Genomic DNA, 21109 nt, shown 5'->3' with positions numbered 1-21109 from the left:
CGTATTGTCATGTCGTGCATCAGGAGGATTCAGGATGCCCACTATTGCCGTTTCACCTGCACAACTCAGTGCGCAAACACAAGCACAACCGCAGACAAAAACAAGCAGCACAGAGTCCTTGAGCTTGCCGGGATTTGCCGCGCAACCCAGTATGACCAGCCTGCTCCAAAAAATAATGCAGCAACTGATCCAACCCGCTACCCCTAACGATTATGACCTGCGTTTCCGTGAAAACATGGTAAAAACGGCGAACAACTTGGGCGCAGGCTGGGCATTCAGTGAAGACTTGGTGCACATTAATAATGGCGAACTCACCCAACCGAAAACCCGCAGCTACACCAGCATTAACGGTCAAGCCGCTACGGAAACCGTTTTGGAACGCAATAATCTTTGGGAAGTCGTGCAACGCGGCGCTAACCGCTATTTGCTGATGCGTGAAACCGATAATGCCGGTCAACCCGTCAAACCCTCCGATGCCATCAACGATGTCTTCAATAACCGTCAAGATTACGCGTTTGACTGTGCCAGCCCCATGCGCTTGCTCAATTTAAAAGCCACGCTCGAGACCATCGGCATAGATGATTTCGATAGCCACGCGGGACGTTTGCAAGTGTCATCGTGGTATGACAAAGATGATAGCTCCGGTTTTGATGGCGGCTTCAGCACCACAGTACGCACAACCACACAAAGCGGTGAATTTGCCGTCAATGGGGTCAGCAATCTCAAAGGTGAAACCGCCTTGTTTGATCCCACTAAAGGAGATGCTTTAAAACCCGGTTCTGCCTATTACTTCGACTTACCGGGTGACAATACCTCCGCGTCACAAGGCTGGAATGCCATTTACCTTGGGCGGAATGATGATGGCTCATACCACTTTTGGAGCACCAATATTGGCGACGTCAATGTCAATTTTGGTGAAAACAACTGGCTGCCGCAAGACACCTTCCAAGGCTATTACTTGGGTGCAGTCAATGCCAACCCGAATCTTGATCGCCTGCAAAGCTGGGACACACACCGTTCAGTCTGAAGATTGACACCGTACAGCCCAAAGGGAGTTGAACTCTCTCTGCCGAGCTTGCAGACTTGCGTTCACTATTGCACGTTTTCAGCCATAAATAACGCCTTGCCGTTGCAATAAGCAGCAATCAGGATAATAACCATAATGGAAAACCGGCAGATTGAGTCTACCCCGATCAAATTTCCCATTCAGGCAGCCATTAATGTACGTCTGAACAATCTTCTATTAAATAAAACCGACATCTTCAGTTTCGCAGCAGGGGAACAGCACTTCGTGCGCTTCCGTATGCGGCCAACCGATAGCAGTATGCAGGTAAACTGCCCGATCAGCTTAACGTTAGAATTAGGCAATACGACGGCAGGATTATGGCTCTCAGAATGGCCAATGCCGGAGCACATTCGTCACTTTGTACCGGATGGTCTATTGGCGCAATTGCCAGAAAACCTAGCGATCAGCATCATTGAAAGTGCGCTCGCCCCCTTATTACAGCAAGCCGAACTGGCGTTGGGTCTAAAAGTAACCGTGCAAGCGACGGCGGCGGAAACACACAGTCCGGTGTATAATATGCCGTTTGGTTTTGATTTGCAGATCGTCAATCGGGAAGACGAAAGTATCCAGCAGACCATCACCGCCTTGCTCATGCTAGACCCGCATCTTTACCTGCATATCCAAGAACGCCTACGCCATTGGCCGTCGGACAATAACCCGGATTGGGAAGAACACCACACCCCACTCTGGCTGGAAATCAGCCGCGTCGTTTTCACCATGCAGGAAATCAACCAATTAAACCCTGCGGATTTGATCCTGCTAGACGATACCCGCTTTGAAACAGAAGGCTTACTCAAATTACGCCTAAATTCCGGCTATTACTGCGAAGCCAGCCTAAATCCAACCCAGCCCACAACTCTCACCATTAACACTGAGTGGATGACCATGACCGATAATGAACAAAAACAAAACATAGACCATATTAGCCAAATCCCCGTACAACTCTCATTTGATGTAGGGGAAAAAACCTTATCGTTCAATGAAGTGCGCCAATTACGACCCGGCTATGTGCTCGAACTGGGCAAATCGCTGCCAGAAATCATTCAAATACGCTCCCAACAGCGCCTGATCGGTACAGGTGAACTGGTGGAAATCAATGGGCGCGTGGGTGTGCGCATCCTTAACTTATTCAATAAAAAAGCAAAAGGCAGTTAACCATGGAGTCGATGCCTAATCCCATTATACTGCTGGCTGTCCTCACGATTCTGGGGTTAGCGCCGTTCATTGCCATCATGGTGAGTTCATTTGTCAAACTCGTGATTGTGATGCACATTATCCGCAGCGCCTTGGGCTTGCAGCAAGAACCGCCCAACCTTGCGATCAGTGGTATCGCGATTATTTTATCCATTTACATCATGGCGCCGGTTGCCATGCAAACCTATGAACAATTCAATACCCACGGGGTTTCCATCGAGGATATTCGCAATCCCTTACTGATGGAGGCGTTAGAAGGCAGTACCGATCCGCTCAAACAGTTCTTGAGCAAGCATTCCAGTGATAGCGAGCGCGAATTTTTCACCCAAACCACCAAAAAGCTCTGGCCTGAAAAATATTCCCAAGAAATCACCAACGATCACTTACTGGTGCTGATTCCCTCGTTTATGGTCAGTGAACTCACGACGGCATTTCAGGTTGGTTTCCTGATCTTTTTGCCCTTCGTCGTTATTGACTTGGTAATTTCTAACCTATTGATGTCAATGGGTATGATGATGCTTTCCCCCATGACTATTTCTCTGCCCTTCAAGCTGTTGCTGTTTGTGCTGGTGGATGGCTGGTCGCGCTTAATCCACGGCTTGATCTTGAGTTACTGACGCTATGAATGAAACCGACATCATCCACAATACGTCTCTCGCGATGCAACTCATTTTGTATTTATCGCTGCCTGCCATTATTGCTGCCACAGTGGTGGGGCTATTGATCGGTTTATTGCAAGCCCTCACCTCGATTCAGGAACAAACCTTACCGCACGGTTTCAAACTGGTCGTCACCATGGTGGCGCTAGCGGTCACAGTACGTTGGTTAGGCCCGGAACTCCTCAGCTTTACCGAAAACGCTTTCGATCAGATTGCGTTGATACGCCACCGTTAATGGAAACCGATGCCCTCCATTCGTGGTTATTAGCTTGGGCGCTGACTTCTCCGCGTGTCTTGGTGGCGTTTGCAGTACTCCCCATTCTGACCGACCCGATTGTGCCGCGCACGCTGCGTAACGGCATTGTCATGATCATGACCTTGTTCATTTTGCCATTGACGCATGAACAATTCCTCAATATTGAGCTGAATGTCATGGGAATGCTGGGCATTTTGGTCAAAGAAGGGCTTCTGGGTTTGTTCTTAGGCTATGTGCTCAGCGTACCGTTTTGGGCAGTGAAAGCAGCGGGTTTTTTGATTGACATGCAGCGCGGCGTAATGAGCGCCCTGACCTTTTCCCCGATTACTGCCAGCATGGTATCCCCGTTAGGCGGGTTATTTAGCTTATTTTTGACAACATTGTTGCTCGTGTCGGGTGGCTTCATGATGTTGCTGCAAACCTTGTACGTCAGTTACCAAACGTGGCCAATTGACCAGTTCTACCCGCACATTACGTTAGAAGTCACCACGTTTTTTCTGCACCAACTGGATCTCTTGTTGTACACCGCCTTACTCATCGCCGGTCCCTTTATTGGTGTAATGTTTTTGGTGGACTTCGGACTCGGCATGGTTGGGCGTTTTCTGCCCCAGTTAAACGTATTTCTGGCAGCCATGCCTGTAAAAAGTGGGATCGTGTTTTTTATGCTCACCCTCTATGTGGGGTTCTTGGCAGAATACCTGAAAGATGGTTTTTTCAGGATGGGCAATAACCTACCATTATTGGATGCACTACTGCGATGAGTGGGGATAGCAGCCAAGAAAAAACTGAAGAACCCAGTGCGCGGAAACTTAAAAAAGCCCGCGAAAAAGGTCAAATTGCCCGCAGTAACGACTTTGCTGCTGCGCTCACCCTGCTATTTACCCTTTTATATTTCTTTCTGGCTTGGGATTGGATTGTCGCCCAATTCATGGAAATGTTCGATATTGTGCCCAAGCTATACACCATGCCATTCCCGCAAGCCATTGAAGTCGGTTTCAAAACCATGCTGGAAGGTGCTCTATACGGTATCGCCATCCCTTTCGCCATGCTCACGGTGATTGCAGGTATTTTGGGTAATATTGTCCAATTCGGGTTTATTTTTTCGTTTGATCCCATCATTCCACGCCCCGAAAAAATCAGCCTTTCCAGTGGGTTTAAACGGATTTTTTCCGCCAAACAATTCGTCACCACCCTACTGGCATTACTCAAAACATTGATCGTGGCGGCTGTTTTATTAATCGTGATACGCATCGGCATCCGTGAACTGCTGCATCCGATTCAACAATGCGATGTTGTCTGCCAAAAAACCGTGATTGAGCACCTCACCAAGCAACTCATGCTCTTTATTGTACCCATCTTAATCGTAATGGCGGTGATGGACTTTTTATTCCAACGCCAGCAATTCACCAAAGATCAGCGCATGACCAAGGAAGAGGTCAAAAATGAAATGAAGGATATTTTCGGCGATCCCCACGTCCGTGCCGCACGCCAAGGTATCCGCCGTGAGATGTCGGAACAAGACATCCAGAAGCGTATCCGCACCGCTCGGCTGCTTATCCTCGACATGGGTATAGCGATTGCGTTGCAATACGAAGCAGGTGTTACCCCACTCCCGATCATCGTGGCAATTGGCAAGGGCAATATGGCACGAAAAATGGTGGATATTGCCACCGTGGAAACTGTCCCCGTAGTAAGTGACCCCATACTGGTTGATGACTTACTCAGTGAAGGCAAAATAGACCAATACATACCCGAAAAAACCATCAATAAAGTTGCCACCCTGCTGCGTCAAACGCAGGGTCAAGTCAAACAGTGAAGCACATGGAACAAGAAAAACAAGCAATGACACTGATGCAGCGCATCAAACACGGGTGGGCAGAATTCAGGCGCACCAATGTACGAGCGCAGACCCATTACGCCGTCTTCCGCACCACGCAAAATCTCAAAACCAAAAGTGGGTTGGTCAAACAATACCAACAACGCTTTAAGTCCGGCTGGGAAACATGGTTAGGCATCGGCACAGGTCTGACGGGTCTATTGATGCTGCTCAATCCCGATGGGGTGTGGCGCTGGCAATTTCTGCTGGTGATTGTCGGCGTATTGTTCGCACCGTTGCTTGCGGATCTGCTTAAGGCGATCAAACGCGTCTTTACCGAATATCCCGGCAAACAGCTTATCGGGCAAGTCATTACGTTAGAACAACCGATAGTGGATGGTGTCGGCACAATTCGCTTAGATAATTTGGAGTGGCAATTAGCGGGAAGCGATTGCCCTGCCGGTACGCAAGCCAAAGTCGTTGCCATCAATGACCGGACTTTACACATAACGCCCCTAAGCCAAGCGACATAAGCCCATATAAGGATCAGGAGCAACGTTCATGCAGTCCAGCCAATCACAAAACCTCTTACAGTCGCTGACACGGCGCAGCGATGTCGCGCTGGCATTATTGTTAGTTGCCATCATTGCTATGATGATTTTACCCATGCCCACACTGGTCATGGATATGCTGATTGCCCTCAATATGAGCATTGCTATCTTATTGATGATGTTGGGAATTTACATCTCACATCCCTTGGCCATTTCATCTTTTCCATCCATCTTACTGCTCACCACCCTGTTTCGCTTATCCCTCGGCATTGCGACCACGCGCTTGATTTTGCTGGAAGGTGACGCGGGACATATCGTGCAAACCTTCGGCGAATTCGTAGTCGGCGGCAACTTAGTCGTCGGCTTGGTCGTATTTTTGATCATTACGATTGTGCAATTCATCGTCATCACCAAGGGTTCGGAACGAATTGCGGAAGTCAGCGCACGCTTCTCATTAGATGCCATGCCCGGTAAACAAATGAGTATCGACAGCGACATGCGGGCGGGCTTAATCACATTGGCAGATGCACGGCATCGGCGTTCCAATCTGGAAAAAGAAAGCCAACTCTACGGCGCACTCGATGGCGCGATGAAATTTGTTAAAGGCGATGCGATTGCAGGCTTGATCATTATTATGGTCAATATCATCGGCGGTATGGCAATAGGTACGATGCAGCGCGGCATGACGATGGGCGATGCCGTGCAACTGTATTCCATCCTCACCATCGGTGACGGCTTGGTATCACAAATACCTGCACTGTTCATCTCCATCACCGCCGGTATTATCGTGACCCGCGTGCGTGGCGAAGAAGAAGCCAACTTAGGTAGTGACATCGGCGGGCAAATGTTAGCGCAACCCAGCGCATTATTGGGCGCAGCCGCCATTGTCACCGGGATGGGACTCATTCCGGGCTTCCCCACGATGGTGTTCTTGTTTCTGGGGGTCATGCTGGGCATCACTGGCATGGCATTGCGCAAAGTGCAAAACCAAATGGAATTTTCCGACGCAGAAATCACCACAGTCATCGGGCAACATGACGCAGCACAATTGGGCAGCGGGGGTGGCGACATCAAAGCCGCCTTGGAGGACATGCAGCCGCTCTCCCCCGCTTTGGTGGAATTGCCGATGCAAGCCAAAACCCTGTTCTCGCTGGATGCATTAAACCTAGACTTTATGCGTATCCGTAAGGAATTTTACCAAGACATGGGCGTGCCGTTACCCGGCATTAGCCTGAAACTATCGGCGCAACTCAGTAACGACAACTACCAAGTGTCCATCCGAGGCGTACCGGTTGCACAAGGGCATTTGCAAGCAGCCTCCCCCATCAGCGTCGGAGCAGAAGCCCTCAAACTGCCCGTTGATAAGGCGGGCAATGAAATGGTCACGGGCGGCACACGCCCTGCTACCGATAACATCCAAGCCATCAGCCTGCATCTGGCTTATATTCTGCGCAAACATGCCGCCGAATTCATCGGTATTCAAGAAATTCACACCCTTTACAGTAAGTTGGAACAATCCAGCTACGCCGAACTGGTGCGCGAAGTGCAACGTGCCGTGACCACCCCAAAAACCGTAGATGTCTTCCGGCGCTTACTCAATGAAGGCGTGTCGATTCGCGATTTACGCCAAATCTTGGGCACATTGGTAGAATTTGGCGAATCCGAAAAAGACACTAGCATGTTAGCCGAACGGGTGCGTATCAGCCTAAAACGCCAGCTTTCTTACACCGCCACCAACGGCACGGGCATACTCCCTGTGTATATGTTTGCACCGGAAACCGAAAAACTGCTGCAAAACAGCCTGCGCCAAACGCCGAATGGCGTGTTCTTCGCGCTAGCGCCGGACGCAACCGAACGCTTTGCCAATACCTTGCGCGAATTAGAAAATGAGCACAGCAAAAACAAAGTACGTCCCGTGATTCTCACCAATTTGGAATTACGTCGCCACATCCGGCGGCATCTGGAAAACAGCTACCCCGATCTACCCGTGATTTCAGTGCAAGAACTAACCTCCAGTGTATCCCTTAGCCCCATTGGGGAGATTCGCCTGACATGAGACCGCGTACCCCCTTAAGCCACATCACCAACCGGATGCGTAATAGTTTAGAGGCGTGTTCTACGCTGGTTTTGCATGGGCGTATTGTACAAGTCACGGGCACAGTCGTGCGTGCCATTGTGCCGCGCGTGAAACTCGGCGAATTGTGTATGCTGAAAAATACGGGCGACGACCGCGAAATTCCCGCCGAAGTCATCGGTTTTGAGCAAAACATCGCCCTGCTCGCTCCCATTGGCGATATGCAGGGTGTCTCCGCGCACACCCAAGTGATTACCACGGGCAAAATGCTGGAAGTCGGCGTAGGCGAGCACCTGCGCGGCTGCGTATTGGATGGCATCGGGCGCGTACAGGAAAACCCACACCGCGCCATGCCCATTTTCACTGAATACTACCCCATCTACGCAACGCCCCCCGACCCGCTGTCACGCGACCGCGTTAGCACCCCCTTGTCGCTGGGGATTCGCTCAATGGATGCGCTCATTACGTGCGGTATCGGGCAACGTATCGGCGTGTTTGCCGGTGCAGGTGTCGGCAAAAGTTCCCTGCTTAGCATGTTGGTGCAACACGCTGAAGTCGATGTCTACGTGGTGGCGCTGATTGGTGAGCGTGGACGCGAAGTGCGGGAATTCATGGAAGAAGCCCTCGGTGAAGCGGGAATGCAAAAAACCGTGCTGATCGTTGCCACTTCCGACCGCCCCGCCATTGAACGTCTTAAAGCCGCTTATGTCGCCACCGCTGTTGCCGAATACTTCCGCGACAAAGGCAATCGTGTGCTACTGCTGATGGATTCATTGACACGTTTTGCCCGTGCGCAACGTGAAATCGGGCTGGCGGCTGGCGAAGCTCCGGCACGACGCGGCTTCCCGCCCTCGGTTTTTTCAGAATTGCCGAAACTGGTAGAACGCGCCGGTAATTCTGATAAAGGCTCTATCACCGCATTTTACACCGTGCTGGTGGAAGGCGATGACATGAGTGACCCAATTGCGGACGAAGTGCGCTCCTTGTTGGATGGGCACATTATGCTGTCGCGGGATTTAGCTTCCGCCAATCACTACCCCGCCATCGACGTACTCGCCAGTTTAAGCCGAATCATGCCGCAATTGGTTAGCCCGCAACACCGCGCTGCCGCCGCACACCTGCGTAGCCTACTAGCCAAATACAAAGAAATCGAATTTTTGCTGCGGGTGGGTGAATACAAACACGGCTCTGACCCGTTAGCGGACGAATCCATTCGTAAAATGGATGAAATTCAGCGCTTTCTGAAACAACCTTCCCACGAATATTCCAGTTTCAACGACACCATTCACTGGTTGACGCAACTGGCAGGATAGAAATGAGATTAACACCATGAGTCTGGATCAATTAAAAACCATCCGCACCCGCCGCATGGAACAACGTTTTGTGGAATTACAAGAACAACGCCGCCTATTTCAGGAACAGCAACGCGGTATTCAGCAAAAGGAACAACAACTGCTAGCGTTTGGTCAATGGCGGCTGGAACATCAGGAAGCACTGTTTGCGAGCCTGAAAAATCAACCGTTTGCACCGCAAATGCTCTTCGATTACCAGAAAAACCTAGAAGAATTACGGCTGGAAGAAGAACGCTTGCGGGCAGAACTACTGGAAGCGCACAAAGGCTTGCAGGCTGCTGAAGCACAAGTTCACGCAGCCCAAAAAAACTCCAGTGATGCCAATTTGAAACTGGAAAAGCTCAAGGAAATCATTAAAGTCCAGGACGCACAAAAGTCCCGCGAAGAGCCTGTTCAATAACCTGAAGCTGTTGATCCAACCCTGCGTTAACGATCCCCAAATCGGATTCCAGAATGCAGCCATCCGCAAACACCTGATCATCACCGACCACTTCCAGACTGGTGAAACGGTGCGGAATGGCATCCAATTGCGCAGCAATCGCCGCCTGCATATTGGGGTGTACGCGTACCATCAGCTTGTGACTGCCACGCACCAACTCCAACCCTGCCTGAACCGCATTGCGCACCCGCTCTTCTTGATCAAAACTGTAGATCACTTTACGCACGGCAGTTATCACCAATTCCACCAACTCGCCCTCTAACACCATCAAGGTATCGTTGACGCGCCCCGTAAACAACGTCATCATTTCAGCCGCTTCTTGATTAGCTCGTTCACGCCCTTGTTCCAAGCCACGTTTGATGGAACGCCCTAACGCCACCGAGACAATTTCTTCCCGTTGGCGGTGACGGTTCTGAAGCTCCGTTGCCATGTGGTCATAAGCGACCAATTGCTCGTAATCCTCGGCTTTCAGCACTTTTTGACCCGCACGCAATTGCGCATCCACGGGTTTAATTGAAAAGAATTTTGCCATCGCGACTCACCCCCATTTTAATTTCTATTGCTACTTTTTGTACTAACACAGCGCATTCTGCCGCTTGGGTATCCATTTCCTGCCCACTTTTAGCGAAGCGTTTCCACAATACGAAAAACTCACGTTCCAGCTTGTAGACCAAGCGCTTCCAGAAAGCAGGGGGATATTCGGCAAACGCCGCACGCAAACACAACATACCCGCCAAAGCAAAGCGCTTACGCAAACCAAGGTTTTCAGGAAACGTAATATCCGCCGTCACATTGTGCGTCAGCAACGGCGCACGCTGTTGCACGAAACGGTATAAATCCTCACCCAACACTTGCTGGGTTTTGAGTAATTCTTCACGGATCACCATGCGCCGTAATGCCTGAAAGTGGAACACGGCACCGACGTAGAGAATCAGTTGCTCCAGTTCCTGCCCGCGCCACAGTGCCAGCCGTGACATCGGCTTGCTGAAATCAAAAAATACGCTGTCATGTAAACCCAACCGCTGCATCATGTGTTGCACTAAGCGGCTTTCGCCACGGACTTGTCCAAACAAGGCTTGCATCACTTGACCATCCGGCATGGTGGCTAACCAACTGGGATGCAGGTAAGAATCTGGGCGGAAATTAAACCGCCATACCGCCTGCGACAACGCATTATTAATATCGAAATGATTGGAACTGGGGTTGTGCATCTGACACTCATTCGCCTACTGTAAACCTGTGACTATTATTCACGGTAACCCAGCGAAACATCAGCCATTTCAGACCAACCCGAAAATTATGTCGATATAGTGCACATTAGAACCGTCTATTGATCTGCAAAATATTTGATTGTTTTTAGATCACACGTTGTTTTATTAAAGCAATGAATAAATTATATCCGCCATAACTGCGAGGACACCTACCCCCATGCCAGCTCATTACCGTCACAACACGCCCCATCTCGCTCTGTTTGCCAGCCTTGTAGCACTCACGTTAGCAATGCAGGCGCACGCCCAACCCGACACGCTCACGGATAATGCTTATGAAAGCGTTATTGGTTTTGATAGCCGCTATGCGGTTGATGCGAATAGCTACCCGTACACAGCGGTAGCCAGAATTACCTATCAAAATGATGCGGGCGCGTGTTCAGGTTGGTTCAGCAGTACTAATACATTAGTCACGGCGGGGCACTGTATCTTTGACAAAACGACCGGGCAAACCTTGAACATCAACGCGGTCTACCCCGGCTATGGCGGCAATCGGCTGACCCCAGTCAATGGCGTATGTACGGTCAAGAAAACCTATTTGTACCCCGAATGGTTAACAAACAACGACAGCGCTTTCGACATTGGCATTATCAAACTCGACTGTACCCGCAAAGATCTACAACCGTTAAGCTACGCGTATTTGCCAGATAGCATTGATTTCAGGAACGTCACTCTAACCATCAGTGGTTATCCCGCCGATAAAAACAAAGCAGAATTCCAATGGGCAGGCCAAGGTAAACTCTTGGATTACAACACCCACTTTCTCACCTATAACAATGACACGAATGGTGGCATGAGCGGCTCACCCATCTGGTTAGATGCGGGCAATGGCAAACCGCCGCTGGTGATTGGTGTGCATACCACCGGCTTTAGTGATGCCAACGGGGCGGGAACACTCAACGGGGGTGTCCACCTCACCCAACAGATGACGGCGGACATTGAAGCCGTCAATAAGCTGCCGTGAGCCTGAAATAGCGCTGTATTGCTTAATACTTCAAACCCGTCACCTGCTTGTGCAGCTTGGCATTTTCATCGCTCAGGTGACGGACAAGGTAATCCAAGCTGCGTACCACAAATTCGAGCAGATTAGTCGCAATGTATGGCTCAGCAATACGCAAACGGTTATACATTTGACGGTTGATTTCCAATAAACGTACCCCGCTACGCCGCGCTCGTAACCGCACCGTGCGGGGCTGACGGTCAAAAAAGGACATTTCACCCACCAAGCCGCCCGGATCAACGTTCCCTACTTCAAATTCGCGTTCGCCATCAACATGCAGTAACTTCACCGCACCACCAATCACCAAATAAAAGCGATCACTGATTTCGCCAATATCCGCCACAATTTCCTGTGAACCCAATTCACGGATACGCGTGAAGGCGACAAATTTTGCAATTTCATTGTCCGTCAGTGCGGCGCAAAACTCTTGGCAGGTATCTTTAACTTGTTGTAATACCTGTGAATTTCCATTATCCATACCATCTACCCTATTGATTTATTAAATTAACGCCATTATACGCGCTGAAATAAGCGTTGTCGGCAAGCACAGAGTATAATGCCGCGTTTTAATGTACAGCGGAGTCCCCCATGAGTATCAGCAACGCAGCCGTCACCCAAATGATTCAAGATCACTTGCCCGATGCCCAAGTCACCGTCACCGGTGATGGCTACAAATACGAAACCGATGTCATCAGTGAAGCCTTTGCGGGGCTAAGCACCCTGAAACGCCACCAATTGGTTTACGCCGCAGTCAATGCCGCCATTACCGCTGGTCAGCTTCATGCCCTGACCATTCGTGCCAAAACCCCGGCGGAAGTTGCCTAATGGATGCGCAAACCCGCGTTCACCATCCGGTGTTGCAACCCATTAGTGACAAAGAATTGGCGCGTGAAAGCTGGAAAATCTTTCAAATCATGGGTGAATTCGTGGACGGTTTTGAGCGTCTGGCACACTTAAGCCCCTCAGTGAGTATTTTTGGTTCAGCACGCACCCCCAAAGATGACCCGCTCTACCAACTGACCGAAACCATTGCGCACAAACTCTCCGATGCGGGTTTTGCTGTGGTCAGTGGTGGTGGCCCTGGTTTGATGGAAGCCGCCAATAAAGGCGCAAAACAAGGCAAATCGCCGAGCATTGGTCTAAATATTCAACTGCCACACGAACAACATTCCAACGAATACCAAGACATTTCACTGTATTTCCGGCATTTTTTCTCACGCAAAGTCATGTTTGTGAAACACGCATCGGCTTACGTGGTTATGCCGGGTGGCTTTGGCACGCTGGATGAACTGGCGGAAATTCTCACCCTCGTGCAAACCGGCAAAACCCGTAACATTCCGATCATTTTGGTACACACGCCGTTCTGGGAAGGCTTGGTCGGATGGTTCAGGCAAACACTGGTAAAACAAGGTACAATTGCGCCCCAAGACTTGGATTTATTTGTCCTATTGGATGATGCTGATGCCATTGTCGATCACATTTTCAAATATTACGAACGCGCAATATCGGGGCCATCCGCAGAAGAACGCGCCAAATTCATGGAGTTATAACAATGACAAAATACCTACTACCAACCTTAGGGCTAATCGCTTTCCTGAGCAGCAGCGTTCACGCTGACGAAACCATCAGCGATACACCTGTCGCCAGTAAAGTCAAAGTGGAAAGCATTCGCGTCGAAGACAGCTACGGCGCGATGGAAGAAGAACGCGTTACCGCGATGCGCAGCGAAATCCGCTACGTGCCTGCGGGTAGTACCGAAGGCTATAACTTGGTCGACTCTGCTACGTCCCAAGGCAAAAGCCAAAACGCTCATCAAAACCAAAACATGATGATTCCGAGCTGGAATGTGTTTTCTTGGTAAATAACCCGACATGTCAGTGTATACCCCCGTCAGTGCCACCGAACTGAAAACCTTTTTGCTTGAATACCCAGTCGGTACACTGACGGAGTACGCAGGTATCAGTGCCGGTCTGCAAAACAGTAATTTCTTTGTCACCACCACTGGCGGCGCTTACGTCCTCACCCTGTTTGAACATCACACCCCTGCTGAATTAACGTATTTTCTCGCATTGCTGCAACACTGGGCAGAAGCAGGGCTTCCCGTGGCTCGCCCAATTGCCACGCAAACCGGACAATGGCTGAGTGAGCTGAATGGCAAGCCCGCTGCCTTAATGCTGCGTTTAGACGGTGAACACCTTGAGCACCCCATGCCAGAACAATGCGCAGCGATGGGGGCAATCTTGGCGCAACTGCATCTTGCCGCGCGTGATTTCCCTCAGCAACGCCCCCCTGATCGCGGGCATGAATGGCGGATGCACACGGCGGCAAACTTATTACCACGTTTGGACGCGAACAACGCTGCTTTGTTGCAAGCAGAAATCGCTTTCCAGCAAACCATCCCGTTTACCCAACTGCCCACTAGCACGATCCACGCCGACTTATTCCGTGACAATGTGCTGTTTCATCGTGGGCAGGTCAGTGGCATTTTGGATGTGTACTTTGCTTGCACCGACAGTTGTTTGTACGATCTCGCCATTGTGGTGAACGATTGGTGCTGCAACGCAGACGGCTCGCTGGATACGCCGCGCACGCACGCTTGCCTGAGCGCTTACCAAGCCGTGCGCCCGTGGGATACACTGGAACACACTTATTGGTCAGCGTTGCTACGGGCGGCGGCATTGCGTTTCTGGCTATCGCGCCTCGATGCCCAACTCAACCCGTATGAGGGAGACATGATTTTACAAAAAGACCCCAACGAATTCCGCGACAAACTGTTGCATCGCATCGTTGACAGCACACCCCCTGCTATCACAGTGGATGCACGTCGCCTACTCTGTCCGATGCCGGTGATTCGTGTGCAGCAAGCCGTCGAACACTTGCCCACTGGTGTTACCGTGACCGCACTTTGCACCGACCCCGGCGCATTGCACGACATCCCCGCATGGGCGCGTATCCACGGGCATACCGTGCTGGAAACACGCAGCGCAGGACGTGAATACACCATTGTGTTACAAACAGGGCTAAGCACATGAGCGGACCTCACCATCATCCTGTGCCGGAAATGACTGGCGATAACAGCCGCAAAGCCGTGACCCAGCGCGTCGCTTTCGTGGGCATGGGTGTGAATATTTTCCTTACCATTGCACAAATCATCGGCGGAATTCTCACGCATTCACAAGCATTGGTCGCGGATGCAATGCACACTCTCTCCGATCTGGTCGGAGACATTGTGGTTCTGATCGCAGCACACCATGCAGGCAAAGATGCCGATGCCAACCACCCGTATGGGCACGGGCGTATCGAAACGCTGGCAACGGTTATCCTCGGCTTATTGCTCGGCGCAGTTGCTGCTGTGATTTTTCTGCAAGCATGGGGTCGCCTAAGCGGCAGTACCCCTTTAGTCACGCCTGAACCATGGGCAATGGCGATTGCCGCCCTTGCGATTATCGGCAAGGAAGGGCTGTACCATTACACCGTGCATGTTGCGAAACGCATCAGTTCACCGATGCTCAAAGCCAGTGCATGGCATCACCGTTCTGATGCGATTTCGTCCGTTTTGGTGCTATTAGCGATTGGCGGAGCACAACTCGGCTACCCGTGGTTGGACTCGGTCGCCGCGATTCTCGTTGCCGCGATGATTTTTTATATGGCATTCCAACTGATTCTGGAAAGCACGAGCGAGCTGGTCGACACGGGTTTAGATCCACAAGAAGTGCAAGACATTCGTGACTTCATTTGCGCTATTAGTGGTGTGGAAAATGTTCACCTGTTACGGACTCGCCGCATGGGTGGGCGCGTGCTGGCAGACGTACATTTGCAAGTGGACGGACGTATCAGTGTTTCCGAAGGGCATCACATCGGTGAAACGGTAATGTACCGCCTGCGCCGCCAATTCCCCAATATCAGCGACGTGATTATTCACATCGACCCCGAAGACGATGAAACTGCGCACCCTTGCAAAAATCTGCCGTTACGGGCGGATCTGCTAGCACAACTGCACGCTTTGCCTGAGACAGCAGCACTGTGGTCAACCATTGACGATATGACCCTGCATTACAACGGTGGCAAGCTCCAATTGGAAGTCGTGCTAACAGAAACGCCTGCGGCGGAGACACTCAATGCCTTCAAACAAGCGTGCGCCAGCCTCCCTATCATTGCAGAAATCCACTTTTTCACCAAAATAGTGCATTAACTACATCTTAAGCACTATTTTGGGGATGACAAAGAAACTCCTCCTAACCTCCCCTTCTCAGGGGAGGGACAAGAAATACCGCAATTCTTCGCCCCTCCCCTGAGAAGGGGAGACTGGGAGGGGTTTCTTAGATAATGGCATAAAACTTGCATCAAACCTTACCATTTCTGATTTAATGTTATTCAGACGAGGTTAATAGATGAGCAGTAATTTCGCGCGTACCCAAGCAATCCAAACCATCAGCCAACGTTCTCCGCTGGATCTCGGCAAGACCGATCCGTTGAGCAAGATTTGGGCTTGTGACGTTTTCAATCTGGCACGCATGGAAGAATGCCTCTCCAAAAATGCCTTCAAAGCCATGAAGAAAACCTTCCAGACAGGCGCAACGCTTGATCCTGCGACGGCTGACGTGGTGGCTGCGGCAATGAAAGAATGGGCGATGTCCAAAGGCGCAAAATTCTTCTCACACATCTTCTACCCTATGACCAATGCCACCGCTGAAAAGCACGACGGCTTCATTATCACTAGCCCCGAAGGCAATGCCATCACCGATTTCAGCGGCAGCCTGCTGATCAAAGGCGAACCGGATGGCTCATCGTTCCCGAACGGTAGTATCCGTGCCACCAACTCTGCGCGTGGTTACACTGCGTGGGATCCAACCAGCCCTGCGTACATCATGCACACCGCCAATGGCGCAACGCTGATGATTCCGTGCGTATTCCTGTCTTGGACGGGCGAAGCACTCGACAAGAAAATCCCCTTGCTGCGCTCTAACGCTGCCATGAACAACGCTGCCCAGCGCGTGTTGAAGTTGATGGGTGAAACCGACGTTGCCACTCTGAACTCAAGCTGTGGTGCAGAACAAGAATACTTCCTGATCGACGAAGCTTTCGCGACAGCTCGCCCTGACATCTTGTTGTCTGGTCGCAGCCTGTTTGGTGCAGCACCTGCGAAAGGTCAACAATTCGATGACCATTACTTCGGCGCAATCCCAGAGCGCGTCCAAGTTTACATGCAAGACATCGAAGACAAGCTTTACCGCCTCGGCATCCCTGCCAAAACGCATCACAACGAAGTTGCACCGGGTCAGTTTGAAATCGCGCCTTACTTTGAAGCAGCGAACGTCGCGGCTGATCACCAGCAACTGCTGATGACCGTGATGAAAACCACCGCGAAAGCCCACGGTTTCCTGTGCATGTTGCATGAAAAGCCGTTCGCGGGCGTGAATGGCTCAGGTAAACACGTCAACTGGTCAGTCGGTAACAGCACGCAAGGCAACTTACTTGATCCGGGTCATACCCCAGAAGACAACCTACACTTCTTGGCATTCTGTGGCGCGGTTATCCGTGGTGTTCACCAATTTGGCCCATTGCTGCGGGCGGTTATCGCATCTGCGTCTAACGACCACCGTTTGGGTGCAAACGAAGCCCCGCCAGCGATTTTGTCCGTTTACTTGGGCGACCAACTCGAAAAAGTATTCCAAGACATCAAAGATGGCAAAATCCTCAAAACCGTCAAAGGCGGTCACATGGATTTGGGTCTGTCTCAAATCCTGCACTTCGAGCGTGACCCCGGCGACCGTAACCGTACTTCCCCGTTTGCGTTCACTGGCAACCGTTTTGAATTCCGTGCAGTAGGTTCTTCCCAGTCAGTATCCGGTCCATTGGTTGCCATGAACACCATGTTGGCAGATTCCCTGAACTGGATTGCTGACAAACTGGAAGTTGAACTCAAGGCAGGCAAAGACGTTGCTACAGCCACCTTGGCAGTACTGAAAGTCCTGATGGAACAACACGGTAACGCAGTCTTTGGCGGCAACGGTTATTCCACAGACTGGCACAAAGCAGCGGTTGCCGAGCGCGGTTTAAAAAACCTGCCAACCACAGCAGATGCCCTGCCAGAGCTGTTAAGCCCTGAAGTAGCGGGTTTGTTCGAGCGCACTGGCGTATTGACTCCAGCAGAACTGCACAGCCGCTTTGAAGTTTACGCTGAACAATACGTCAACAGTATCGACGTCGAAGCCAAGCTGATGGTCAATATGGCAACCACCATGATCTACCCTGCGGCGGTGACTTACCTGTCAGAACTGTCCGCGACATCGGGCAACTTGCAAGAGCTGGGCATCACGCTGGATAACAGCGTTGCCCAAAGCGTTGCTACCGAAGCTAATGCGCTGATGGTAGCCGTTGGCAAACTGAGTGCGGCGCGGGCGAAACACGACTTTGCTAACGTGCAAGACCACATGCGTTTCTTGGCTGACACCGTGCGCGGCTTGATGACCGAAGTCCGTGCTCACGCTGACACGCTCGAAACATTGATTGCTGACGAGATGTGGCCGCTGCCTAAATACAGCGAAATGCTGTTCATCAAATAAGGTCTAAGACCTGCTGAAAGGGGCGTGATTTATCACGCCCTTTTTTTTGCCTGTTATTTACAGCACCCCTTAGTCTGCGTAACATCACTGATCATCTGAAAAAGCCTTAACTTCTACATTTATCAGGAGACACATCATGTCTGCACAAGACGTTCTTAACATGATCAAAGACAACGACGCGAAATACGTCGATTTCCGTTTCACTGACACCCGTGGCAAAGAACATCACGTCACTGTCCCTGCTTACACCGTGGAAGAAGACACCTTCACCGAAGGCAAAATGTTTGATGGCTCATCCATTGCTGGCTGGAAAGGTATCAATGAATCTGACATGATTTTGATGCCAGACCCCGCGACTGCCTTCGTTGACCCGTTCTTCCAAGACGTAACCGTGAATATTTCGTGCGGCATCGTTGACCCAACCACGATGGAAGGTTACGAGCGTGACCCACGTTCCATCGCGCAACGCGCTGAGGCTTACCTGAAATCCACTGGTATTGCCGATACCGCTTTCTTTGGCCCAGAACCTGAATTCTTCATCTTTGATGATGTACGTTGGGGTTCGGACATGAGCGGCTCTTTCGTCAAAATCGACTCCCAAGAAGCGGGCTGGAACTCTGAAAAAGCTTACCCAGACGGCAATATGGGTCATCGTCCCGGCACAAAAGGCGGTTATTTCCCCGTGCCGCCCGTCGATTCTTTCCAAGACATCCGTTCTACCATGTGTAACATTTTGGAAGAAGTGGGCGTTCCAGTTGAAGTGCATCACCATGAAGTCGCGACCGCCGGGCAGTGCGAAATCGGCACACGTTTTGCTACCCTGACGACCCGTGCAGATTGGGTACAACGTCAAAAATACGTCATCCACAACGTGGCGCATCAGTACGGTAAAACCGTTACGTTCATGCCTAAACCTATCGTAGGCGATAACGGTTCTGGGATGCACGTCCACATGTCTTTGGCAAAAGACGGCGTAAACACCTTTGCAGGCGACGGCTACGCGGGGTTGTCTGAAACCGCGCTGTACTACATCGGCGGTGTGATCAAGCACGCCAAAGCCCTGAACGCGATCACCAACCCCGGCACAAACTCTTACAAGCGTTTAGTTCCCGGTTTTGAAGCACCCGTTATGCTGGCTTATTCCGCGCGTAACCGTTCCGCGTCTATCCGCATCCCATTCGTAGCAAGCCCGAAGGGTCGCCGTATCGAAGTGCGCTTCCCTGACCCATCCGCGAACCCCTACTTGGCATTCGCAGCGCTGATGATGGCAGGCTTGGATGGTATCAAGAACAAGATTCACCCCGGCGAAGCGATGGACAAAGACCTGTACGACCTGCCGCCAGAAGAAGACAAACTCATCCCACGGGTTTGCCATTCCTTGGATATGGCGCTGGAAGCACTCGACAAAGACCGTGAGTTCTTGACCGCAGGCGGCGTATTCAGCAATGACATGATCGACGCTTACATCGACCTGAAGATGGAAGAAGTCACGCGCTTCCGCATGACCACTCATCCAGTTGAGTTTGACATGTACTACTCGCTCTAAGCCGTGTTACGCGCTTAAGCCATAAGAAACGCCCCTTGAATGGGGCGTTTCTCTGTCTGCCACATCAGTTTTTCAGGCATTGCTCATACGGCACTTGCGTCAACTTACCTACAATTTCCACCGCAGCCAGCTCTACCAGCGAACGCACCGCTTGCGCTTGCCCTTCATTGCGATTCAGGTTTATATCGAAATAGACACCGAATTTATTGATACTCGCATCCGCATCCAAGGAATCACCGCGCTGGAAAATCGCCACGGAATTCTTAGAGGAAACGCCGGGAACAATACTCATGTCTTTGGTGCTAATCATATTCAAATCCAACGCCACCACACTCAAGGAAGATCCGCGTGCCGCACCTAAACCACCATCACGCCGCGCAAATAAACCAATACTCGCGTCAACACTGGTCACGCCTTTATCAAACTGACTGATAGAACCTTGAATATCGTATAATGGCATCGCCTCATAAACTTTATTATTATTGGCTGCTTTTAAAAAAGAGATGAGATTACCCGAATCCTTGCCATATAAAATGAGTTTAATGCCGTGGCTTTTATAGGTCATTTCGGAAATAGCAGAAACCAGCATATCCCGAACGCCGGTTTTAACCGCTTCGGTTTTATCATCAATGTCCTCCACCATCACGGGAATATCGCGAACATTTCTTGCCAGCATCAAACGATCCATACAACCTAACGAATCTGAAAAACTGGTAACGTTTTTATAAGGCGCACCATTTGGCCCATTTTTTATTTCCGCGAATTCGCTCTCCAATTTATCTTCCAACTTTGAGTCGACACTAGCACAACCACACATTATTGCAACACACGCCATTATTAATGGATTTTTTATATTTTTCATAAACAGGCTCTTACACTCCAAAATTATTATTTTTGTATTAATTGATGAAATAACAAGAAAGCACCGATTTATTAACGGCAATTATTGGCTTGCATAATATCGCCTTGCACAAATATGATAATATCATTAGGCATTCCCGCCGTATCATCCAATACCACATTGCCGACATTAATATCGCAACCTGCCGAACCTGCTGTATCCAATGCACCCACTTCAAAGGGGTCAACATCAGTACCCGTATTCCGAACATCCATATCGTAAGCCCGCAACTGAGCGCGAGTCTTCGCAAACGTAGCAGACATATCCATCATGGAAGGTGGCGCACTGCCATCAGGCAAAGCGGAAACCGAGGTGGCACTCAAAGCCAAAGCAGCGAACAATACATAATGTATTAATAAGTATTTCATCAATTACCTCCCTAACAAATAGCCCCCACTCTTTAATTTAAGAGCGGGGACAT

The 21109-nt window shown here is 50.5% G+C and carries 24 protein-coding genes; 18 read left to right on the top strand and 6 right to left on the bottom strand.

Annotation, left to right across the window (positions count from 1 at the left end):
- Positions 1-34: 34 nt before the first annotated feature.
- The 10 genes from J1836_RS16135 (at position 35) to sctO (ending at position 9368) form a co-directional block, all read left to right on the top strand.
- Complete coding sequence (locus J1836_RS16135; RefSeq protein ID WP_207252157.1) at positions 35-1027, top strand: TGL-type protein-glutamine gamma-glutamyltransferase; 993 nt, start codon at positions 35-37, stop codon at positions 1025-1027.
- Between the two features lie 135 nt (positions 1028-1162).
- A complete protein-coding gene (gene sctQ / locus J1836_RS16130; protein WP_207252156.1) occupies positions 1163-2221 on the top strand; it encodes a type III secretion system cytoplasmic ring protein SctQ in 1059 nt (352 codons plus the stop codon).
- 11 nt (positions 2222-2232) lie between these two features.
- The gene (sctR, locus tag J1836_RS16125) at positions 2233-2877 is read left to right on the top strand and encodes a type III secretion system export apparatus subunit SctR (protein ID WP_278189505.1); all 645 of its coding nucleotides are present in this window, start codon (positions 2233-2235) and stop codon (positions 2875-2877) included.
- A 4-nt stretch (positions 2878-2881) separates the two neighbouring features.
- Positions 2882-3154, top strand: coding sequence for a type III secretion system export apparatus subunit SctS (sctS, locus tag J1836_RS16120; protein WP_207252154.1), 273 nt, complete (start codon positions 2882-2884; stop codon positions 3152-3154).
- Positions 3154-3936 carry a type III secretion system export apparatus subunit SctT gene (gene sctT / locus J1836_RS16115; RefSeq protein WP_207252153.1) on the top strand — a complete coding sequence of 261 codons (783 nt, stop codon included), beginning with the start codon at positions 3154-3156 and terminating at the stop codon, positions 3934-3936. The genes sctS and sctT overlap by 1 nt, the downstream gene beginning before the upstream one ends.
- On the top strand, positions 3933-4991 hold the full coding sequence (locus tag J1836_RS16110; RefSeq protein WP_207252152.1) for an EscU/YscU/HrcU family type III secretion system export apparatus switch protein: 1059 nt from the start codon (positions 3933-3935) through the stop codon (positions 4989-4991). Before sctT ends, J1836_RS16110 begins: the two co-directional genes overlap by 4 nt.
- A gap of 5 nt (positions 4992-4996) precedes the next feature.
- Entirely contained in the window at positions 4997-5524 is a 528-nt protein-coding gene (locus J1836_RS16105) for an NfeD family protein (protein ID WP_207252151.1), read from the top strand.
- A gap of 28 nt (positions 5525-5552) precedes the next feature.
- Positions 5553-7598, top strand: a complete 2046-nt coding sequence (gene sctV / locus J1836_RS16100) for a type III secretion system export apparatus subunit SctV (RefSeq protein ID WP_207252150.1) — start codon at positions 5553-5555, stop codon at positions 7596-7598.
- On the top strand, positions 7595-8929 hold the full coding sequence (gene sctN / locus J1836_RS16095) for a type III secretion system ATPase SctN (RefSeq protein WP_207252149.1): 1335 nt from the start codon (positions 7595-7597) through the stop codon (positions 8927-8929). The genes sctV and sctN overlap by 4 nt, the downstream gene beginning before the upstream one ends.
- Before the next feature lie 16 nt (positions 8930-8945).
- Positions 8946-9368, top strand: coding sequence for a type III secretion system stalk subunit SctO (gene sctO / locus J1836_RS16090; protein ID WP_207252148.1), 423 nt, complete (start codon positions 8946-8948; stop codon positions 9366-9368).
- Here the strand turns inward: sctO and sctL are convergent.
- Positions 9322-9939, bottom strand: coding sequence for a type III secretion system stator protein SctL (gene sctL, locus J1836_RS16085; RefSeq protein WP_207252147.1), 618 nt, complete (start codon positions 9937-9939; stop codon positions 9322-9324). The two genes, sctO and sctL, sit on opposite strands and share 47 nt — an antisense overlap.
- The gene (locus J1836_RS16080; protein ID WP_207252146.1) at positions 9917-10618 is read right to left on the bottom strand and encodes a SctK family type III secretion system sorting platform protein; all 702 of its coding nucleotides are present in this window, start codon (positions 10616-10618) and stop codon (positions 9917-9919) included. The genes sctL and J1836_RS16080 overlap by 23 nt, the downstream gene beginning before the upstream one ends.
- 217 nt (positions 10619-10835) lie before the next feature.
- Between J1836_RS16080 and J1836_RS16075 the strand changes: the two genes are divergently transcribed.
- Entirely contained in the window at positions 10836-11639 is an 804-nt protein-coding gene (locus J1836_RS16075; protein ID WP_207252145.1) for a trypsin-like serine peptidase, read from the top strand.
- Positions 11640-11661: 22 nt separating this feature from the next.
- Here J1836_RS16075 and J1836_RS16070 read toward each other — a convergent pair whose 3' ends face one another.
- Positions 11662-12153 carry a Crp/Fnr family transcriptional regulator gene (locus tag J1836_RS16070; protein ID WP_207252144.1) on the bottom strand — a complete coding sequence of 164 codons (492 nt, stop codon included), beginning with the start codon at positions 12151-12153 and terminating at the stop codon, positions 11662-11664.
- Positions 12154-12263: 110 nt separating this feature from the next.
- Between J1836_RS16070 and J1836_RS16065 the strand changes: the two genes are divergently transcribed.
- The 5 genes from J1836_RS16065 to J1836_RS16045 are packed head-to-tail and all read left to right on the top strand — an operon-like array spanning position 12264 to position 15867.
- Positions 12264-12500 carry a BolA family protein gene (locus J1836_RS16065; RefSeq protein ID WP_207252143.1) on the top strand — a complete coding sequence of 79 codons (237 nt, stop codon included), beginning with the start codon at positions 12264-12266 and terminating at the stop codon, positions 12498-12500.
- A complete protein-coding gene (locus J1836_RS16060; protein ID WP_207252142.1) occupies positions 12500-13225 on the top strand; it encodes an LOG family protein in 726 nt (241 codons plus the stop codon). The genes J1836_RS16065 and J1836_RS16060 overlap by 1 nt, the downstream gene beginning before the upstream one ends.
- 2 nt (positions 13226-13227) lie before the next feature.
- Positions 13228-13536 carry a hypothetical protein gene (locus tag J1836_RS16055; protein WP_207252141.1) on the top strand — a complete coding sequence of 103 codons (309 nt, stop codon included), beginning with the start codon at positions 13228-13230 and terminating at the stop codon, positions 13534-13536.
- 10 nt (positions 13537-13546) lie between these two features.
- Positions 13547-14707, top strand: a complete 1161-nt coding sequence (locus J1836_RS21635) for a homoserine kinase (RefSeq protein ID WP_307792586.1) — start codon at positions 13547-13549, stop codon at positions 14705-14707.
- A complete protein-coding gene (locus J1836_RS16045; RefSeq protein WP_207252140.1) occupies positions 14704-15867 on the top strand; it encodes a cation diffusion facilitator family transporter in 1164 nt (387 codons plus the stop codon). The genes J1836_RS21635 and J1836_RS16045 overlap by 4 nt, the downstream gene beginning before the upstream one ends.
- A gap of 178 nt (positions 15868-16045) precedes the next feature.
- Here J1836_RS16045 and J1836_RS22020 read toward each other — a convergent pair whose 3' ends face one another.
- A complete protein-coding gene (locus tag J1836_RS22020; RefSeq protein ID WP_372447693.1) occupies positions 16046-16144 on the bottom strand; it encodes a hypothetical protein in 99 nt (32 codons plus the stop codon).
- Between J1836_RS22020 and J1836_RS16040 the strand changes: the two genes are divergently transcribed.
- Positions 16106-18241 (top strand): glutamine synthetase III family protein, encoded by a 2136-nt coding sequence (locus J1836_RS16040; protein ID WP_372447692.1) that lies wholly within the window; start codon positions 16106-16108, stop codon positions 18239-18241. The genes J1836_RS22020 and J1836_RS16040 overlap by 39 nt on opposite strands.
- Positions 18242-18377: 136 nt before the next feature.
- Positions 18378-19787, top strand: a complete 1410-nt coding sequence (gene glnA / locus J1836_RS16035) for a glutamate--ammonia ligase (RefSeq protein WP_207252138.1) — start codon at positions 18378-18380, stop codon at positions 19785-19787.
- A gap of 64 nt (positions 19788-19851) precedes the next feature.
- On the opposite strand, the gene J1836_RS16030 is transcribed toward glnA, so the two are convergent.
- Positions 19852-20649 (bottom strand): hypothetical protein, encoded by a 798-nt coding sequence (locus tag J1836_RS16030; RefSeq protein ID WP_207252137.1) that lies wholly within the window; start codon positions 20647-20649, stop codon positions 19852-19854.
- Positions 20650-20720: 71 nt separating this feature from the next.
- Positions 20721-21056, bottom strand: coding sequence for a hypothetical protein (locus J1836_RS16025; RefSeq protein ID WP_207252136.1), 336 nt, complete (start codon positions 21054-21056; stop codon positions 20721-20723).
- Between the last annotated feature and the right edge of the window lie 53 nt (positions 21057-21109).

Source organism: Thiothrix fructosivorans (assembly GCF_017349355.1).
Classification (GTDB): Bacteria; Pseudomonadota; Gammaproteobacteria; order Thiotrichales; family Thiotrichaceae; genus Thiothrix; species Thiothrix fructosivorans.
This window is presented reverse-complemented; position numbering and strand designations above follow the sequence as displayed.

What these genes read in the sequence shown, in the direction of transcription:
- glnA (WP_207252138.1), top strand. Translation starts at nt 18,378, where the DNA reads ATGTCTGCACAAGACGTTCTTAACATGATCAAAGACAACGACGCGAAA.
- J1836_RS21635 (WP_307792586.1), top strand. Translation starts at nt 13,547, where the DNA reads ATGTCAGTGTATACCCCCGTCAGTGCCACCGAACTGAAAACCTTTTTG.
- sctR (WP_278189505.1), top strand. Translation starts at nt 2,233, where the DNA reads ATGCCTAATCCCATTATACTGCTGGCTGTCCTCACGATTCTGGGGTTA.
- sctQ (WP_207252156.1), top strand. Translation starts at nt 1,163, where the DNA reads ATGGAAAACCGGCAGATTGAGTCTACCCCGATCAAATTTCCCATTCAG.
- J1836_RS16135 (WP_207252157.1), top strand. Translation starts at nt 35, where the DNA reads ATGCCCACTATTGCCGTTTCACCTGCACAACTCAGTGCGCAAACACAA.
- sctN (WP_207252149.1), top strand. Translation starts at nt 7,595, where the DNA reads ATGAGACCGCGTACCCCCTTAAGCCACATCACCAACCGGATGCGTAAT.
- J1836_RS16070 (WP_207252144.1), bottom strand. Translation starts at nt 12,153, where the DNA reads ATGGATAATGGAAATTCACAGGTATTACAACAAGTTAAAGATACCTGC.
- sctO (WP_207252148.1), top strand. Translation starts at nt 8,946, where the DNA reads ATGAGTCTGGATCAATTAAAAACCATCCGCACCCGCCGCATGGAACAA.
- J1836_RS16045 (WP_207252140.1), top strand. Translation starts at nt 14,704, where the DNA reads ATGAGCGGACCTCACCATCATCCTGTGCCGGAAATGACTGGCGATAAC.
- J1836_RS16065 (WP_207252143.1), top strand. Translation starts at nt 12,264, where the DNA reads ATGAGTATCAGCAACGCAGCCGTCACCCAAATGATTCAAGATCACTTG.
- J1836_RS16030 (WP_207252137.1), bottom strand. Translation starts at nt 20,649, where the DNA reads ATGAAAAATATAAAAAATCCATTAATAATGGCGTGTGTTGCAATAATG.
- sctS (WP_207252154.1), top strand. Translation starts at nt 2,882, where the DNA reads ATGAATGAAACCGACATCATCCACAATACGTCTCTCGCGATGCAACTC.
- J1836_RS16055 (WP_207252141.1), top strand. Translation starts at nt 13,228, where the DNA reads ATGACAAAATACCTACTACCAACCTTAGGGCTAATCGCTTTCCTGAGC.
- J1836_RS16105 (WP_207252151.1), top strand. Translation starts at nt 4,997, where the DNA reads ATGGAACAAGAAAAACAAGCAATGACACTGATGCAGCGCATCAAACAC.
- J1836_RS16025 (WP_207252136.1), bottom strand. Translation starts at nt 21,056, where the DNA reads ATGAAATACTTATTAATACATTATGTATTGTTCGCTGCTTTGGCTTTG.
- J1836_RS16110 (WP_207252152.1), top strand. Translation starts at nt 3,933, where the DNA reads ATGAGTGGGGATAGCAGCCAAGAAAAAACTGAAGAACCCAGTGCGCGG.
- sctL (WP_207252147.1), bottom strand. Translation starts at nt 9,939, where the DNA reads ATGGCAAAATTCTTTTCAATTAAACCCGTGGATGCGCAATTGCGTGCG.
- sctV (WP_207252150.1), top strand. Translation starts at nt 5,553, where the DNA reads ATGCAGTCCAGCCAATCACAAAACCTCTTACAGTCGCTGACACGGCGC.
- J1836_RS16080 (WP_207252146.1), bottom strand. Translation starts at nt 10,618, where the DNA reads ATGCACAACCCCAGTTCCAATCATTTCGATATTAATAATGCGTTGTCG.
- J1836_RS16075 (WP_207252145.1), top strand. Translation starts at nt 10,836, where the DNA reads ATGCCAGCTCATTACCGTCACAACACGCCCCATCTCGCTCTGTTTGCC.
- sctT (WP_207252153.1), top strand. Translation starts at nt 3,154, where the DNA reads ATGGAAACCGATGCCCTCCATTCGTGGTTATTAGCTTGGGCGCTGACT.
- J1836_RS16060 (WP_207252142.1), top strand. Translation starts at nt 12,500, where the DNA reads ATGGATGCGCAAACCCGCGTTCACCATCCGGTGTTGCAACCCATTAGT.